Below are 16,841 nucleotides of genomic sequence, written 5' to 3' on the forward strand. Positions count from 1 at the left end.
CTTATCGCGCCGCTTACATTCGGCTGAATTCCTGCAATATTACTACGGCGGCGCCGGCCTCGTTTGAGGCCTCAAGGTCCACTGTGGCGTGCATATGCCAATCGTGATTTCCTTCCGGGTCCACGATCGTCTGACGGACACTCCAGCTGTCGGAGGAAGGGTTGATATGCAGCAGCGCTGGCCCACGTGCCGCAGGACCGCACTCAAGATACTCATGCTCGTCCCAGTAGTTATCCAACGCATCAGCCCAACGATCGGCATCCCAGCCGTTGTCGCCGTCGAGCTTTCCCAAAGCATCAAAGTCATCATCGGCGGCAAGCTCAACCCGGCGGAACATTTCATTGCGCACCATGACCTTAAACGCACGGGCGTTATCGGTGAGCCTGGGCGGAGCCGGTGGCAGGGAAGTTTGTTCAACCGCATCCGCAGTGTCACCACTTGTCATTTTCTCCCACTCATCCAAGAGGCTGGAGTCCACCTGGCGGACAAGTTCACCGAGCCACGAGATAATGTCCTCAAGGTCCTCACGCAGCGCGTCCTGCGGCACTGTCTGACGCAGGGCCTTGTACGCGTCGGTGAGGTAACGCAGCACAATGCCCTCAGAGCGGGCCAGGGAATAGTACTGAACGTACTCACCAAAGTTCATGGCCCGTTCATACATATCGCGGATGATCGATTTCGGGCTGAGCTCAAAGTCGCCCATCCACGGGGCAGCTTTGCCGTAGACCTCGAAGGCTTCGAAAAGCATTTCCGCCAGCGGCATGGGATACGTCACCTCGTCGAGGATAGCCATGCGCTCGTCATACTCAATGCCCTCACTCTTCATGGCCGCAACTTTCTCGGTGCGTTCACGCTTGAGCTGGGCAGAGAGGATTTGGCGTGGTTTCTCCAACGTCGACTCAATCACTGAGATGACGTCGAGGGCGTAACTGGGCGACTCAGCATCAAGTAAGTCAAGAGCTGCAAGTGCAAAAGGGGAGAGTGGTTGATTCAGTGCAAAGTTCATTTGCAGATGAACTGTGAGCCGCACTGTACGACCGTCAGCTTCCAACTCATTCTCAGGGATGCGTTCAACCACGCCAGCACCCAGAAGCTCCCTGTACATGCCGATTGCCTTGCGCATCAACACTCGCTGCTTCGAGGGCGATTCATGGTTTCTTGTCAGCAGTGTCTTGGCCGCCTGAAAAGGATCACCCGGGCGCTCCAGCAGGTTCAACAACATCGCGTGAGTGACGGTGAAACTTGATGTTAGGGGCTCAGGTACTGACTCCGCCAGCCGCTTGAATGTTGGCTCCCCCCAACTGACAAACCCGGAAATGGGCTTCTTCTTGACCACCTGGCGGAGTTTCTTTTGGTCGTCACCAAACTTCGCCACGGCCTTGGCCATTGATTTCGCGTTTTCAATCACATGATCGGGGGCCTGCACAATGACAGTGCCTGCCGTGTCATAACCTGCACGCCCTGCACGCCCTGCAATTTGTTGGAATTCACGCACCTGCAAAACCCGAGTTTTAACGCCGTCGTACTTACTCAACGCTGTCAACAACACGGTGCGGATGGGCACGTTGATGCCCACACCGAGTGTGTCAGTGCCACAAATAACCTTTAACAGTCCAGCCTGGGCCAGCTGTTCCACCAGGCGGCGGTACTTCGGGAGCATACCGGCGTGGTGTACACCAATGCCGTGCCGAACCAGACGGTTCAAGGTTTTGCCAAAGCCCGCGGAGAAACGGAACCCCGCAATGAGCTCACCAATTTTGTCCTTTTCCTCACGGGTGCATACATTGATGCTCATCAGGTTCTGGGCACGGTCGATCGCTTCGGCTTGGCTAAAGTGCACCACATAAACAGGGACCTGCTTGGTGGCGAGCAACTCTTCGAGGGATTCGTGCACGCCTGTTTGCACGTAGTAGTAGTGCAGTGGGATGGGCCGCTCGGCCGAGGAAACCGTTGTGGTGACCCGGTTCGTCAATTCCGTCAGTTCACGCTCGAACCGGCTGACATCGCCCAATGTGGCGCTCATAAGCAGGAACTGGGACTGCGGCAGTTCCAACAGTGGAAGCTGCCAAGCCCAACCTCGTTGGGGGTCCGAGTAGTAATGAAATTCATCCATGATAACCACACCGGCATCCGCGTTTTCACCTTCACGGAGGGCAATGTTCGCCAAAATTTCGGCCGTGCAGCAAATAATGGGTGCATCCTGGTTTACGGAAGAATCGCCTGTGATCATGCCAACATTCTCGGGACCGAAGATCTCACACAGCGCAAAAAACTTCTCCGAAACAAGCGCCTTAATAGGAGCCGTATAGTAGCTCGCTGCGCCACGGGCCATGGCATTGAAATGTGCCGCAATGGCCACCAATGATTTGCCCGAACCCGTGGGTGTAGACAAGATCACGTTGTTTCCACTGACAAGTTCCAGCGCGGCTTCTTCTTGGGCCGGATACAGTTCCAGCCCCCGCTCAAGGGTCCACTCCAAAAACGCGTCCAAAACGTCGTCATCGGTGGCAGTCTGCGGATTCAGGGTGGCTAGCTGTTCAAGAAGATTCATGGTCTTCCCAGCTTAGGCGCTCGGGACTGCGGCAGGAGAACGCTGTGGGTGACACTCCAAGCGCCACCCTCACACTGCGCGGGTCTGCCACGCGCTGCATGAGGTTCCGCAACATGGCAATTGCTCTCTGCCGGGCTGGCGGTCAGGCATTCTGGAGTGATCGGCATAAACATGAGAATCCGGTACTTCTCCCAGTTCGAGGCGTAGGCCAAATGCCTGCTCGAGGCCCCCTGGAGCCGGATAAGCGGGTAGATTTTGAGCAGGAGCATTCCGTTCTCCCCCAGAGGCGTATACGGCGAGGGAATTCGGTATGGTGATTCCGTATCGCAACATTTCTATGGTGGGAGAGAAACTAATGACAGCACTTCTGGAGTTTCCCCAGGACTGGCAGCGGGCATTGATCATCGTTGCCCATCCCGACGACCCTGAATACGGGATGGCAGCAGCAGTGGCTCAGTGGCTCGCCGCCGGCAAGGAGGTTAGTTATGTGCTTGCCACACGAGGCGAAGCAGGGATCGCTGGACTAGCACCGGAAAAATCTGGACCCCTGCGCACTCGTGAACAAGAGAATGCGTGCGCCGTCATTGGCGTGAGTGATCTGGTCATCCTTGACCATCCCGACGGGAGAATTCTCGAGGGCCTGGCGCTAAGACGCGATTTGGCTCGGCAGATCCGTCGGGTGCGTCCTGACGTGGTGCTGACACTAAACCACCGCGACGAATGGGGCCCTGGTCGCTGGAATACGGCCGACCACCGGGCTGTTGGGCGGGCCGTTCTGGACGCAGTTGCTGATGCTGACAATGAATGGATCTTCCCCGAGTTATTAGAGGAGGGGTTTGCCCGTCATAAAACTCGTTGGGTGGCGCTTAGCTCCCCGCAGCCCACACACGCCCAAACAGTCTCGGCCGAGAGCATCGAGATGGCCGTAGCTTCCCTGGCGGAACACAAGGAATATTTAGTTGCTCTAAGCGCGGATCCCGTGGTGGATCAAGCCCGGAAACAGGTGGAGAGGGTTACGGAGGGCGGCACGGTGGACTTTGAGCTGTACGGCTAGGGGCTCCTGGGAGATTCCCGCTTCCACGCCTCGATTCCGGCGACAGTAACGCCCCCCAGTTGTGAGAGGAAAGAATACCGACAGGGAGGGCGTACCTACAGGGCGGCTGAGCGTGGCCGCAGACAATGGTAGCCGCAGACAATGTCAGGGGCTAGGAGTAAGTTATGAGCAGAGTGCCAATTGATAATTTGCACTAAGCCACAGGAGGATGCGTGCTGCTGAAACTGATTGCCCGCAATCTGGCCCCGCACAAGGGGCCGTTAATTGCCATTGTGCTGCTGCAGTTCCTCTCAACGCTGGGTACGTTGTATCTGCCTACGCTGAACGCCGACATCATTGATGACGGGGTGGTCAAAGGCAATATTGATGTCATCTGGAGTTTGGGCCAGTGGATGCTGCTGATCACCGCTGGCCAAATTGTTTGTGCAATCACAGCTACTTTTCTCAGCGCACGGCTTGCTATGGGAGTAGGACGGCAGATCCGCCGTGACCTCTTCAACAAGGTGGAGACGTTCTCCTCCCAAGAGGTTGGCACCATTGGCGCGCCCTCATTGATCACCCGCACCACCAACGATGTCCAGCAGGTCCAGATGCTCACATTGATGTCGTTCACCTTGATGGTGACAGCGCCCATTATGAGCATTGGTGGTGTGATCCTAGCCATGGCGCAGGACGTCCCCCTCTCGGCTCTGCTGCTTGTTATCCTGCCGGTGCTGATCGTCGCCATAGGGTTGCTTGTGCGGGTTCTTGTCCCCACGTTCCGAAGGGTCCAACGACAGCTCGATGACATCAATGGTGTACTGCGCGAGCAGATCACGGGCATCAGTGTCATCCGGGCCTTTGGCCGCAGAGACTATGAAGCTGCACGTTTTGCCGCGGCTAATGGGGCTCTGACTGCCTCGCAATTGCGCGCAGGACGGCTCATGGCATTGATGTTTCCCATCATCTTTTTCGTTGTCAATGTCACTAGCGTTGGTGTGCTGTGGTTTGGTGGGCAGCGTATTGACTCCGGTGAGATGCAAATTGGTGCGCTGACAGCGTTCCTTAGCTACATTATGCAAATACTCATGGCCGTAATGATGGCCATGTTTATGTTCATGATGATCCCCCGCGCTGCCGTCAGCGCCGAACGCATTTGTGAAGTCCTGGACACTGACTCAAGCGTGATTGACGCACCCAACGCCATCAGTGTGGCCAAGCTCGACGCCGTACTGCACGTCCGCGACGCTGCTTTCCGTTATCCCGGAGCTAAAGACCCCGTTCTTTCCGGAGTCACCTTTAGTGCAGCTCCGGGAACCACCACGGCGATCATCGGGTCAACTGGAAGCGGCAAATCAACACTTGTGAACCTGATCCCCAGGCTGCTGGATACCACCCATGGTGAGATCGAGTTGGGCGGGTACAACATCAGGGAAGTTACTCTGGCTGGGCTGCGCGGATCCATCGGCCTGGTACCCCAGAAGGCATACCTGTTTACGGGGACAGTTGCCAGCAACCTGCGGATGGGCAATCCCGACGCCACAGATGAGCAATTGTGGGCGGCATTGGCCACCGCACAGGCAGCCGGATTTGTTCGCGCAATGCCGGGGGGACTGGACGCCCCCATAGGTCAAGGGGGATCCAACGTTTCTGGTGGTCAGCGTCAGCGACTTTGCATTGCTCGCGCGATCATGGCAGCGCCCTCTGTGTATTTATTTGACGACAGTTTTTCCGCCCTTGACTATGCCACCGACGCAAAGCTGCGGGCGGCACTGAAACCAATCACTCGCCAGGCCGCTGTGCTGGTGGTAGCTCAACGGGTGGGCACAATCCAAGACGCTGACAATATCCTAGTGCTGGATGAAGGACGCCTTGTGGGGCAAGGCACGCACGAGCAACTGCTCATTTCGTGCCCCACCTACCAAGAGATTGTCACCTCCCAACTCAGCACAGGTCACGAACCGCGTGCCGCAGGGGATCAGGCCACAGGGGATCAGGCCACAGCGGATCGTGCCACAGAAGAGCAGGAGAGCCCGGCATGAGCATGATGAGGGGACGCGGTGGGCCTCCGCAGAAAAAGGCACTGAACTTTGGACCCAGTATTAAGCGGATTTTGCTGCTCATGGCTCCGGATAAAGTGCGCATAGCATTTGTCCTTCTTATGGCCGCCATTTCGGTGAGCCTATCGGTGCTGGCACCAAAAATATTGGGCAACGCCACGGACATCATTTTTGACGGAGTTGTGGGCAAGATGCTCCAACAGTTCCCGGCAGGGACCACAAAAGACCAGGCCATGGCAGCACTGCGAGCCAGCGGCAAGGGCCAACTAGCTGACATGTTGGCGGCCATGAATGTGGTGCCCGGGCAGGGCCTAGATCTAAGTGCGTTGGGCACCATCTTGCTCATGGTTCTTGCCTTGTATGTTGCAGCCTTCTTCTTCAACTGGTCACAGGGATACATGACAACAGGCATTGTCCAACGTGCCATGTACCGTTTGCGTAAAGGAATTGAGGAAAAACTCGACAGATTGCCCATGTCGCACTTTCAAGAAGAATCCCGCGGCGATGTCCTTTCCCGCGTGACGAACGACATCGACAACTTCGGCCAGACCCTGAATCAGACGCTGACACAGATCCTCATCGCTGTGCTTACTGTCCTTGGTGTGTTGGGCATGATGTTCTCCATCTCCCCACTGCTGGCAGTGATCTCCTTGCTGACACTGCCCATAGTTGCTGTGATCACTTTCCTTATTGCCCGGAAATCACAGGTCCAATTTGCTGCCCAGTGGAAGAGTACCGGGGACTTGAACGGTCATGTTGAGGAAATGTTCACTGGCCATGAGATTGTGAAGGCGTTTGGCCAACAGGAGGCCGCCATTGAAAAGTTCAGAGTCTCCAACGATTACCTGTATGAATCAAGCGCCAAAGCGCAGTTCATTTCGGGAATAATCATGCCAAGCACCAACTTTGTCGCCAACCTGAACTACGTAGTGATCGCGGTCCTTGGCGGCATTCAGGTGGCTCAAGGTGTCATCACCATTGGAAGTGTGCAGGCGTTCATCCAGTACTCGCGGCAGTTCAGCCAACCCATGGCACAGCTGGCCAGCATGATCAATCTGCTCCAATCCGGGGTGGCGTCGGCCGAGCGGGTCTTTGAACTGCTGGATGCACGGGAGCAGCGTCCCGACCATGTCCCATCGGCCGTCCTGGGAACTACTGCGGGGCGGGTCGTTTTCGAGCATGTGAACTTTGGCTACAAGGCTGATGAGCCGCTGATTAAGGATCTTACTTTTATTGCCGAACCGGGGGAGACGGTGGCAATTGTCGGACCAACAGGCGCCGGCAAGACAACGTTGGTGAACCTGCTCATGCGTTTCTATGAGATTGATTCCGGCACCATCACAGTTGATGGCGTCAACACAGCCGAGCTAACGCGCGATGACTTACGCAGCCAATTCGGGATGGTGCTCCAAGACGCGTGGCTCTTTATTGGCACTATCCGGGACAACCTTGCTTACGGCAAGCTGGATGCTTCCGAGGCACAGATTATTGAGGCGGCAGAGGCCACCCACGTTGATCACTTTGTGCGGTCCCTTCCCGATGGTTATGACACGGTGTTAACTGACGACGGCGGTGGGCTCAGCCAGGGGCAGCGCCAGCTGATGACAATAGCAAGGGCGTGGATCTCTAATCCCGGAATATTGATCCTCGATGAGGCTACAAGCTCCGTGGACACACGCACAGAAGTTATGATCCGCCAGGCCATGAACAGGCTGCGAGCAAACCGCACAAGCTTCGTTATAGCGCACAGGCTCTCTACAATCCGGGATGCAGACATGATTCTTGTCATGGACCACGGGGAAATCGTTGAGCAAGGCAACCACGAAGAACTGTTGGCCAGCAAGGGTTTCTACTACGATCTCTATATGAGCCAGTTCGGCGATCCGTTGGTGGAAGAGGTGAATCAGGTATGAGCTCCATGGAAATTCTTATGCGCCGCTGGCACCTTGATACGGAGTCCAGCGTGCCACCCTTTGAACAGGTCCGGCTGAGAATACTGGATCTTGCCTCCTCCGGAGAGTTAAGCGTGGGAAGTAAACTACCCCCCGTGCGGGCGTTGGCTAACGATCTTGGCGTAGCGGCAAATACGGTGGCCCGGGCGTATCGTGAACTTGAGCAGGCGGGGATTGTTGTGACCGCCGGACGCAGCGGCACCGCCATAGCTTCCGGTGGAGACAAGATTGCCGCTCAAGTGGCTGCAGCCGCAGACTCCTTCGCCGCCGTCGTGCGGGATTTAGGCGTGCCCCAAGCTCAAGCCCTACGGATAGTCAGCGCAGCGTTGGACAACAGCTGACAGCGGACACCCGGAATCGTTTGAAGGCAATGCGGACGCATATTCGAACGAACTTTCGATTATACTTACCAATGAACGCAGCGCGCGGCTTACCAGCTGCGCTCAATTGCTACGTCGTAGTCAACTAAGGGGCAGGTTCTGCTGACTCGGCGTCGACGTAGCAAAAAGTGATGTGAAGGAAACAATGGCTCAGTACGTATCACCCGAATTTGATGTGCCACGCCCAGACTTGTCGCGTCTTGTTGTAAAGGGCGCCCGCGAACATAATCTGCGCAACGTCGATCTAGACTTGCCCCGTGATGCAATGATTGTGTTCACAGGCTTGTCGGGCTCCGGCAAATCTTCCTTGGCATTCGACACCATCTTCGCCGAGGGCCAGCGCCGCTACGTTGAATCGTTGTCAGCCTATGCGCGGCAGTTCCTGGGCCAGGTGGATAAACCCGATGTTGATTTCATTGAGGGACTCTCCCCGGCGGTATCTATCGACCAGAAATCGACTTCCAAGAACCCTCGCTCAACTGTGGGAACTATCACCGAGATCTACGATTACATGCGCTTGTTGTGGGCTCGGGTGGGAACCCCCCACTGCCCCGTATGCGGGGAGCCCATCGCCAAGCAGACACCGCAGCAAATTGTTGATCAGCTGCTTGAAATGCCTGAGGGCACCCGATTTCAGGTATTGGCTCCCGTGGTGCGGGACCGCAAAGGCGAGTTCGTTGACCTGTTCAAGGAGCTCACGGCCAAGGGCTACTCCCGTGCAAGGGTCGATGGTGAGCAAATCCAGCTCAGCGATCCACCCAAGCTTAAGAAGACGTACAAGCACACCATCGAGGTGGTGGTTGACCGTCTGGTGGTCAAGGACGGCATTCAACAGCGCTTGACTGACTCCGTAGAAACCGCCCTCGGGCTGGCCGATGGCCGTGTCCTAGCGGATTTAGTGGACTTGGACGAGACCGACTCCGGACGCATCCGTTCTTTCTCGGAGAACCTCGCCTGCCCCAATGAGCACCCGCTGGCCATCGATGAAATCGAGCCCCGATCATTCTCCTTCAACAATCCCTTCGGTGCCTGCACCGCGTGCAGCGGCATTGGCACAAGACTTGAAGTTGACGAAGAACTCGTTGTTCCGAATCCGTTCTTGTCGTTGCGTGAAGGCGCCATTGCACCGTGGTCATTGGGTACGGCGACCACTGAATACTGGAACAGGTTACTTGAAGGACTCTCCGCGGAGTTGGACTTCGCCATGGATACGCCGTGGAACAAGTTGGACACCGATTCCCGCACGGCAATTTTGTACGGCAAAGATCATAAAGTTGTGGTCCAGTACAAAAACCGCTTTGGTCGTGAACGTAAATACAGCACAGGCTTCGAAGGAGCTGTCCAGTACATCCAGCGAAAGCATGTTGAAACGGAATCAGACTCCGCTCGGGATCGCTACGAAGAGTACATGCGCCAGATTCCCTGCCCTGCCTGTGGCGGAGCACGCTTGAACCCTGCATCACTGTCGGTGCTGATCAACGGCAAGTCCATTGCGCAAGTGTGTGCCATGTCAATGCGTGACTGCTTTGAGTTCCTCTCAACCTTGGAATTAAGTGAGCGAGAGGCAACGATTGCCAGCCAGGTGCTAAAGGAAATTCAGGCCCGCCTGAAGTTCCTTCTGGACGTTGGTCTGGAGTACCTCAACCTTGAGCGTGCCTCAGCAACACTGTCAGGTGGAGAGGCTCAGCGTATCCGTCTTGCCACTCAGATTGGCTCCGGACTTGTCGGTGTGCTGTACGTCCTGGACGAACCATCCATCGGACTGCATCAGCGTGACAACCGCCGGCTCATTGGTACCCTGACACGATTGCGGGATCTGGGCAACACACTCATTGTGGTGGAACATGATGAAGACACCATCAAGGAAGCCGACTGGATTGTCGACATTGGTCCAGGTGCGGGTGAACACGGTGGCGAAGTAGTCCACTCGGGCTCTCTAGAAGGACTGCTGGCTAATACCCGATCCTTGACAGGTGATTACCTCTCCGGACGCAAAAGCATAGCTCTGCCCGCTAAGCGTCGAAAATATGACAAAAAACGCGAGTTGGCTGTGGTGGGTGCACGGGAAAACAACTTGCTTAACATTGATGTGAAATTCCCTCTCGGTGTACTGACAGCTGTGACAGGCGTCAGTGGTTCGGGTAAGTCGACCCTTGTCAATGAGATTCTTTACAAAGTCTTGGCAAACAAGCTCAACGGTGCCAAGCAGGTTGCGGGGCGTCATCTGCGCGTTGACGGCCTTGAGCATCTCGACAAGGTGGTGCACGTGGACCAGAGCCCCATTGGCCGCACCCCGCGCTCGAACCCCGCCACATACACAGGTGTTTTTGACAATATCCGGAAGCTCTTCGCTGAGACCAACGAGTCCAAAATGCGGGGGTACCAGCCCGGACGCTTCTCCTTCAACGTCAAGGGTGGGCGTTGCGAAGCTTGCTCCGGCGACGGCACACTGAAGATTGAGATGAATTTCCTGCCAGACGTCTACGTACCCTGCGAGGTCTGCAACGGTGCTCGCTATAACCGCGAGACTCTTGAGGTGCACTACAAGGGCAAATCCATCGCTGACGTGTTGGACATGCCCATCGAGGAGGGCGCTGAATTCTTCGCTGCGTTCACCCCTATTGCCCGTCACCTGCGCACCCTGGTCGATGTCGGACTAGGCTACGTCAGGTTGGGTCAGGCATCAACGACGCTTTCCGGTGGCGAAGCGCAGCGCGTGAAACTTGCTGCGGAACTCCAGAAGCGTTCCAATGGGCGCAGTATCTATGTGCTGGATGAGCCCACCACCGGCCTGCACTTTGAGGATATTCGTAAGCTGCTGCTGGTTCTCCAAGGACTGGTTGACAAGGGCAATACAGTCATCGTCATTGAACATAACCTGGATGTCATTAAGAGTGCCGACTGGGTTGTTGACCTTGGACCGGACGGTGGCACGGGAGGTGGGCGTGTTATCGCCACAGGCACCCCCGAAAAGGTTGCCAAAAGCACTGAAAGTTACACGGCTGACTTCCTGCGCGAAGTACTAGCCCCTTAGTCATCTCGAGTTGCCATATATGGTGTCCACAGCGGAGTATGCGTGACCATATGTGGCAACTCGCGGCAAGAAGATTTCCCCTGACGGCACTCTGATATATGCAGATGGTGGTATGGATGGGGAAGACTAGACCCTTGTCGTGAGAAACTATGGACGTGACTACCGCTCTTCCAGCCATAAACCATGACGGTCCCCGAACCGCAGTCCTCTTCGATCTGGACGGGACTCTCGTTGACCCCGCTGGCGGCATCACCGGGGGCATTAAACATGCCTTAGAGGTCATGGACCTGCCAGTACCTGATGAGGAAACGCTCAGCGGGATGGTAGGGCCAAAACTCGCCGATGGACTTGTCAGTATCATCGGTGTTCCGCCGAACCGAGTTGATGGCGTTATAGCGGAGTACAGGCAGTGGTACCGGGAGCGGGGTATGGCAATGTCTGTCCTTTATCCCGGGATCAAGGAGCTGCTGGCGCAGCTAAAGTCCGACGGCGTTTTATTGGCAGTTGCTACGCAGAAGCCCGAGCCCCTGGCGAAAGTTCTTTTGGCTCACCACGGGGTTGCCGATTTTTTCCACGCTATCTGTGGCTCACACGCCGACGAAACGCTGAGTCCTGGCGACCCCGAGTACCGCGCTGGCAAGGCCGAGATTATTGCCGCCGCCGTGCGGAAGCTGGCCGTTACCTCAGAAACCGCCATCATGGTGGGGGACAGGCACCAAGATGTTCTGGGGGCGCGAAGCAATGCGCTTACCTGCATCGGAGTGGCGTGGGGATTCGCCGCTGAAGGTGAGCTGGCAGCGGCTGGTGCAGCCGCCGTCGTCCATTCAGCTAAAGAACTGGCGCTGGTACTCGCCGGAGCTCCGGTACGTGGGGAGGACAACCATGGCGTTCTATGACGTGACCCGCGTGCTGACTCGCGGTACTATTGGCGCGTTTTGCCGTCCAACTGTGGAAGGAATAGAAAACGTCCCCACAGAGGGGCCCTTCATCGTGGCACCTAACCACCTGTCATTTTTCGACTCTGTCATTGTGCAGGCATTGACTCCACGCCCCGTCTCCTTCTTCGCCAAAGCCGAATACTTCACGGGCAAAGGCATCAAGGGCAAACTAATGAAAACGTTCTTCGAGTCCGTGCACTCTATCCCCGTTGAACGTGGAGAACAGGCCGCCAGCGTTCAAGCGTTGAAGACCCTTCTGGAGATCCTTGGCCGCGACGAAGCGGTAGGGATCTACCCTGAAGGCACGCGTTCCCGTGATGGTGTGCTTTACCGTGGCCGCACCGGGGTTGGCTGGTTGGCACTCACAACGGGAGCACCGGTTGTTCCCGTTGGCATTATCGGTACGGAGAAGCTGCAGCCTGCTGGCAAGAAAACCGTCACCCCAGCAACGTTTACCCTCCGCTTTGGGAAGCCGCTGTACTTCGAGAAGACCGGTCCGAGCCACTCCCTGCCTGCCAGACGGCACGCCACAGACACCATCATGGATGCCATTGCTGAACTAACAGGGCAAAAACGTAGCACCAAATACAACCAAAGCCCCAGCACCGAGTAGCTCCCAGTCGCAGCGGGCACAGCCATTTGTGCCGTGCAGTTGCGCATCACCATAGAATGGAACTGTGGCAGATCCAGCAAGCTACCGGCCGAAGCCGGGCGAAATTCCCACGGACCCCGGCGTTTACAGGTTCCGTGATGAACATGGGCGCATTATCTATGTTGGCAAGGCAAAGAATCTCCGATCTCGGCTGAACTCCTATTTTGCCAATCCTGCCTCGCTCCTGCCCAAAACGTATGCGATGGTCCATCACGCGGCAAGCGTGCAATGGACGATTGTTGGCAGTGAGCTTGAAGCGCTCCAGCTTGAATACACGTGGATCAAAGAATTCACGCCCCGCTACAACCTTGCATTCAGGGACGATAAAAGTTACCCCTACCTTGCCGTGTCCATGAGCGAGAAGTTCCCCCGGGTCCAGGTCATGCGCGGGGAACGCCGCAAAGGTACCAAGTACTTTGGCCCGTACACCGCCGGGGCCATCCGCGAGACCATGGACACGCTACTACGGGTATTCCCTGTTCGCAGTTGCAGTGTGGGTGTGCTGCGCCGTGCAGAGCGCAGCGGCCGGCCGTGTCTGCTGGGCTACATAGACAAATGTGCGGCGCCATGTGTGGGGCGCATCAGTATTGAGGAGCATAAGGACCTGGCCCAGGATTTTTGCGACTTCATGGGCGGTGAGGCCAAACGATTTATTGTCACGCTTGAAAAGAGAATGAGCGCCGCAGTCGCTGAACTTGATTATGAGCAGGCGGCCCGGGTGCGGGATGACATCATCGCTTTGCGGAAAGTATTCGAGCGTAACGCCGTGGTACTGACAGAAGACACCAACGCTGACATTTTCGCCGTGGAGCAGGATGATCTTGAAGCAGCCGTGCAGGTGTTTCACGTCCGTGGCGGCAGGATCCGGGGCCAGCGCGGCTGGGTTGTGGAGAAGGTGGAGGACGCCTCTGACGCCGAATTGTGGGAGCACCTTATGCAGCAGGTATATGGTGGCGAAGAGTCGCAATCAGACGCGATTCCCCGGCAAATCCTGGTACCTGAACTCCCTGCAAACCACGAATATCTCTCCCAGTGGCTTGCGGGATTGCGCCAAGGCAGTGTTTCCATCAAGGTGCCCCAACGCGGTGAGAAAGCGGCGCTGATGGATACAGTTCAAGCTAATGCGCGCCAATCCATGATCCTGCATAAGTCCCGCCGCGCAGGTGACCTGACTACCCGGTCATTGGCCCTGCAAGAACTCCAGGAAGCTCTTGATCTGCCCATGCCGCTACTGCGCATTGAGTGCTACGACATTTCGCATGTGCAAGGAACCAACGTGGTTGCTTCCATGGTTGTCGTGGAGGATGGGCTGGCGAAGAAAAGCGAATACCGCAAATTCGCCATCACCGGTGATGCTGCCATAGATGACACCGCGTCCATGTACGACGTCATCACTAGACGCTTCCGGAATTACTTGAACGAGAAAGAGGCCCGGGCGCAAGCCGTGAGCTTAAGCGGTGAAATTGTTGCTCGGCCCGCCTTGATCACTGCGGGTAATGGTGTTGGTACTGACGTTGTTGGCACTGATGTTGATGCTGAGCCTACCGAACTGCCGAAATCTAAGTTCGCCTACCCGCCCAACTTGGTAGTGGTCGACGGCGGTGTACCCCAAGTTAACGCTGCCGCGCGGGCCCTAGCGGATCTTGGCATTGACGACTTAGCAGTAGTCGGCCTGGCGAAACGGTTGGAAGAGGTATGGGTGCCCGAAAGTGACTTCCCGGTGATCCTTCCACGATCCTCGGAAGGGCTGTATCTGCTCCAACGCATCCGTGATGAAGCCCACCGTTTTGCTATTACTTTCCATCGGGCCAAAAGAGGCAAAGCGATGATTGCCTCGGTTCTTGACACTGTCCCTGGTCTGGGAGCCGCAAAACAAAAGACCCTTCTGGCTCATTTTGGTTCTCTCAAGAAGGTTCGGGCCGCGACAGTGGCAGAGCTAGAGCAGGCCAAAGGTGTGGGTCCGGTTTTGGCCCAGGCTATTTACGAGAGTCTGCATGGTCCGGCCCAGACCCCAGACGGCGAGGACCCGCCCATTTCGGAGACCGCCCCGGCCATCAATATGACCACGGGCGAGATTCTTGACTAGTTCCCTCCCCACAACCCGCTTCGCGCGTTCGGGGCCCCACGGCCGCTAGCGCCCAGCACCCTCCCCACAACCCGCTTCGCGCGTTCGGGGCCCCACGGCCGCTAGCGCCCAGCACCACCCCACAACCCGCTTCGCGCGTTCGGGGCCCCACGGCCGCTAGGCTTAGACCGTAGACGTGGTGGGGGCCAAGGACGCCCCCGAGTCCAAGCCAGCAACTGACAGGGAAACGCAATGACAGAACAGCAAGAACCCACCAACTCAAGCAACGACGCGTTGACCCCTATCAAGCCGGTCGAAGCCGAACTGCTGGTGGTCACCGGTATGTCTGGGGCGGGCCGCAGCACGGCCGCTAACGCCTTGGAAGACCATGGCTGGTATGTCATTGAGAACCTCCCACCACAGATGCTCGGTACTCTCGCTGAGCTGGTTTCACGCATGCCGGCTGCACTGCCCAAGCTGGCTGTAGTGGTTGATGTCAGGGGCAAGGCACTGTTTGCCGATATCCGTGAGTCTCTCAATGCTCTCTCCGCCGCGGGGGTGGCCTACCGGGTACTTTTCCTTGACGCAAGTGATGACACTCTTGTTCGCCGTTTCGAGCAGGGGAGACGTCCGCACCCGCTGCAACAGGACGGGCGTATCCTTGACGGCATCGCCGCCGAACGCTTGCTGCTGGCTGAAATGAAGAGCCAAGCCGAGATGGTCCTTGACACTTCAACCATGAACGTCCACCAGCTCGGCACCGCCGTAACCGAACTCTTCTCAGAATCCGGTCCCGTAGTGCTCAGCCTGACGATCATGAGTTTTGGCTTCAAGTACGGGTTGCCAGTGGATGCAAACTACGTGGCAGACGTTCGTTTTATTCCCAACCCGCACTGGATTCCCCTGCTCAGACCATTGACGGGACAGGACGAAGCCGTCAGTAACTTTGTGCTTAACGACAACGGCGCGGCCGACTTCGTTGACCGCTATGTCCATGCCCTGGAACCGGTTTTGGACGGTTACCGTCGGGAAAACAAGCATTATGCAACTATTGCTGTTGGCTGCACCGGCGGCAAGCACCGTTCTGTTGCAGTCGCCATTGAACTGGCCAAACGATTGAGTCAGTTACCGCGGGTCACCACCAGCATTCGGCACCGGGACTTGGGCCGGGAGTAGTCGTGTATACCGGAATTCTGCCGATCGTTCCGACGGCCTCTAAACTAACCAGCCCTGAGGCGGAGCTCCGCGTTGTCGCCCTGGGTGGAGGGCACGGTCTCGCCGCTTCGCTCTCGGCCCTGCGCCTGCTCACAGGCAATGTCACAGCCGTTGTCACGGTTGCGGACGACGGCGGCTCATCCGGCCGTCTGCGCGAGGAGTTGGGTGTCTTACCGCCCGGGGACCTGCGCATGGCCCTCTCAGCACTGTGTGATGACACCGATTGGGGCAGGACCTGGCGCGACGTCATGCAACATCGCTTCACCTCCCGCGAAGGTGTCACAGGTTCGTTGGACAATCATGCGCTGGGTAATCTCCTCATTGTCACGCTGTGGGAGCTTCTCGGCGATACGGTAGCTGGTTTGCGCTGGGCCGGGGCTTTGCTCGGTGCGCGCGGGGAAGTGCTGCCGATGGCGAGCATCCCACTGACAATTGAAGGCAATGTCAAAAATAACGGCACCCCGGGTCTGCTGATCAGGGGCCAGTCGTTGCTGGCCAAGGCTGGGGAACTTGAAAATGTGCGGCTGGTTCCTGAAAATGCGCCGGCGTGCGCTGAGGCGGTTGCAGCCATCCACAACGCGGACTGGGTAGTCCTTGGACCAGGCTCGTGGTACACCTCGGTGCTGCCTCACCTGCTCCTGCCACAAATGCGAGAAGCACTGTGCACGGCAAAAGCTAAACGGCTGCTTACTATGAACCTAGATGTGAACGATCTGGAGGCGACTGGCATGAATGCCGCAGATCACTTACATGTAATTTCCCGTTATGCTCCAGAATTCACAGTGGACGTCGTGTTGGCCGATCCGCAGTCGATTGCCGATGTTGGTGAATTCACAAAAGCGGCCGCAATGATTGGTGCAGAGGTGGTGTTCGGTATGGTTGGAACTTCCGGCGGGCCCCCCGTCCATGACCCGCTGCGGCTGGCAGCGGCATACCGGGATATTTTTGGGGACCACTAACG

At 56.9% G+C, this 16,841-nt stretch carries 11 protein-coding genes; 10 read left to right on the top strand and 1 reads right to left on the bottom strand.

Annotation, left to right across the window (positions count from 1 at the left end; translation table 11 throughout):
* Positions 1 to 13: 13 nt before the first annotated feature.
* On the bottom strand, positions 14 to 2,551 hold the full coding sequence (locus AAFM46_RS07565; RefSeq protein ID WP_343320230.1) for a DUF3516 domain-containing protein: 2,538 nt from the start codon (positions 2,549 to 2,551) through the stop codon (positions 14 to 16).
* A gap of 310 nt (positions 2,552 to 2,861) precedes the next feature.
* On the opposite strand from AAFM46_RS07565, the gene AAFM46_RS07570 reads away from it, so the two are divergent.
* The 10 genes from AAFM46_RS07570 to yvcK all read left to right on the top strand — a co-directional run bounded on the left by AAFM46_RS07570 (position 2,862) and on the right by yvcK (position 16,839).
* Positions 2,862 to 3,605 (top strand): PIG-L deacetylase family protein, encoded by a 744-nt coding sequence (locus tag AAFM46_RS07570; RefSeq protein ID WP_343320231.1) that lies wholly within the window; start codon positions 2,862 to 2,864, stop codon positions 3,603 to 3,605.
* A 212-nt stretch (positions 3,606 to 3,817) separates the two neighbouring features.
* On the top strand, positions 3,818 to 5,626 hold the full coding sequence (locus tag AAFM46_RS07575) for an ABC transporter ATP-binding protein (protein ID WP_343320233.1): 1,809 nt from the start codon (positions 3,818 to 3,820) through the stop codon (positions 5,624 to 5,626).
* Positions 5,623 to 7,557: an ABC transporter ATP-binding protein gene (locus AAFM46_RS07580; protein WP_283526784.1), complete on the top strand. Its 1,935-nt coding sequence runs from the start codon at positions 5,623 to 5,625 to the stop codon at positions 7,555 to 7,557. Before AAFM46_RS07575 ends, AAFM46_RS07580 begins: the two co-directional genes overlap by 4 nt.
* The gene (locus AAFM46_RS07585; protein WP_283526786.1) at positions 7,554 to 7,937 is read left to right on the top strand and encodes a GntR family transcriptional regulator; all 384 of its coding nucleotides are present in this window, start codon (positions 7,554 to 7,556) and stop codon (positions 7,935 to 7,937) included. The genes AAFM46_RS07580 and AAFM46_RS07585 overlap by 4 nt, the downstream gene beginning before the upstream one ends.
* A 184-nt stretch (positions 7,938 to 8,121) precedes the next feature.
* Positions 8,122 to 11,010, top strand: a complete 2,889-nt coding sequence (uvrA, locus tag AAFM46_RS07590) for an excinuclease ABC subunit UvrA (protein WP_343320234.1) — start codon at positions 8,122 to 8,124, stop codon at positions 11,008 to 11,010.
* Positions 11,011 to 11,165: 155 nt separating this feature from the next.
* On the top strand, positions 11,166 to 11,906 hold the full coding sequence (locus AAFM46_RS07595) for an HAD hydrolase-like protein (RefSeq protein WP_283526791.1): 741 nt from the start codon (positions 11,166 to 11,168) through the stop codon (positions 11,904 to 11,906).
* Positions 11,893 to 12,561 carry a lysophospholipid acyltransferase family protein gene (locus tag AAFM46_RS07600; protein ID WP_343320236.1) on the top strand — a complete coding sequence of 223 codons (669 nt, stop codon included), beginning with the start codon at positions 11,893 to 11,895 and terminating at the stop codon, positions 12,559 to 12,561. Before AAFM46_RS07595 ends, AAFM46_RS07600 begins: the two co-directional genes overlap by 14 nt.
* 64 nt (positions 12,562 to 12,625) lie before the next feature.
* The gene (gene uvrC / locus AAFM46_RS07605; RefSeq protein ID WP_343320238.1) at positions 12,626 to 14,686 is read left to right on the top strand and encodes an excinuclease ABC subunit UvrC; all 2,061 of its coding nucleotides are present in this window, start codon (positions 12,626 to 12,628) and stop codon (positions 14,684 to 14,686) included.
* 231 nt (positions 14,687 to 14,917) lie between these two features.
* Positions 14,918 to 15,841, top strand: a complete 924-nt coding sequence (rapZ, locus tag AAFM46_RS07610; RefSeq protein WP_283526797.1) for an RNase adapter RapZ — start codon at positions 14,918 to 14,920, stop codon at positions 15,839 to 15,841.
* A 14-nt stretch (positions 15,842 to 15,855) separates the two neighbouring features.
* Positions 15,856 to 16,839 (top strand): uridine diphosphate-N-acetylglucosamine-binding protein YvcK, encoded by a 984-nt coding sequence (gene yvcK / locus AAFM46_RS07615; protein WP_343320409.1) that lies wholly within the window; start codon positions 15,856 to 15,858, stop codon positions 16,837 to 16,839.
* The last annotated feature ends 2 nt before the right edge of the window (positions 16,840 to 16,841 follow it).

Origin of the sequence: Arthrobacter sp. TMP15, assembly GCF_039529835.1 — a bacterium.
Taxonomy (GTDB): domain Bacteria; phylum Actinomycetota; class Actinomycetes; order Actinomycetales; family Micrococcaceae; genus Specibacter.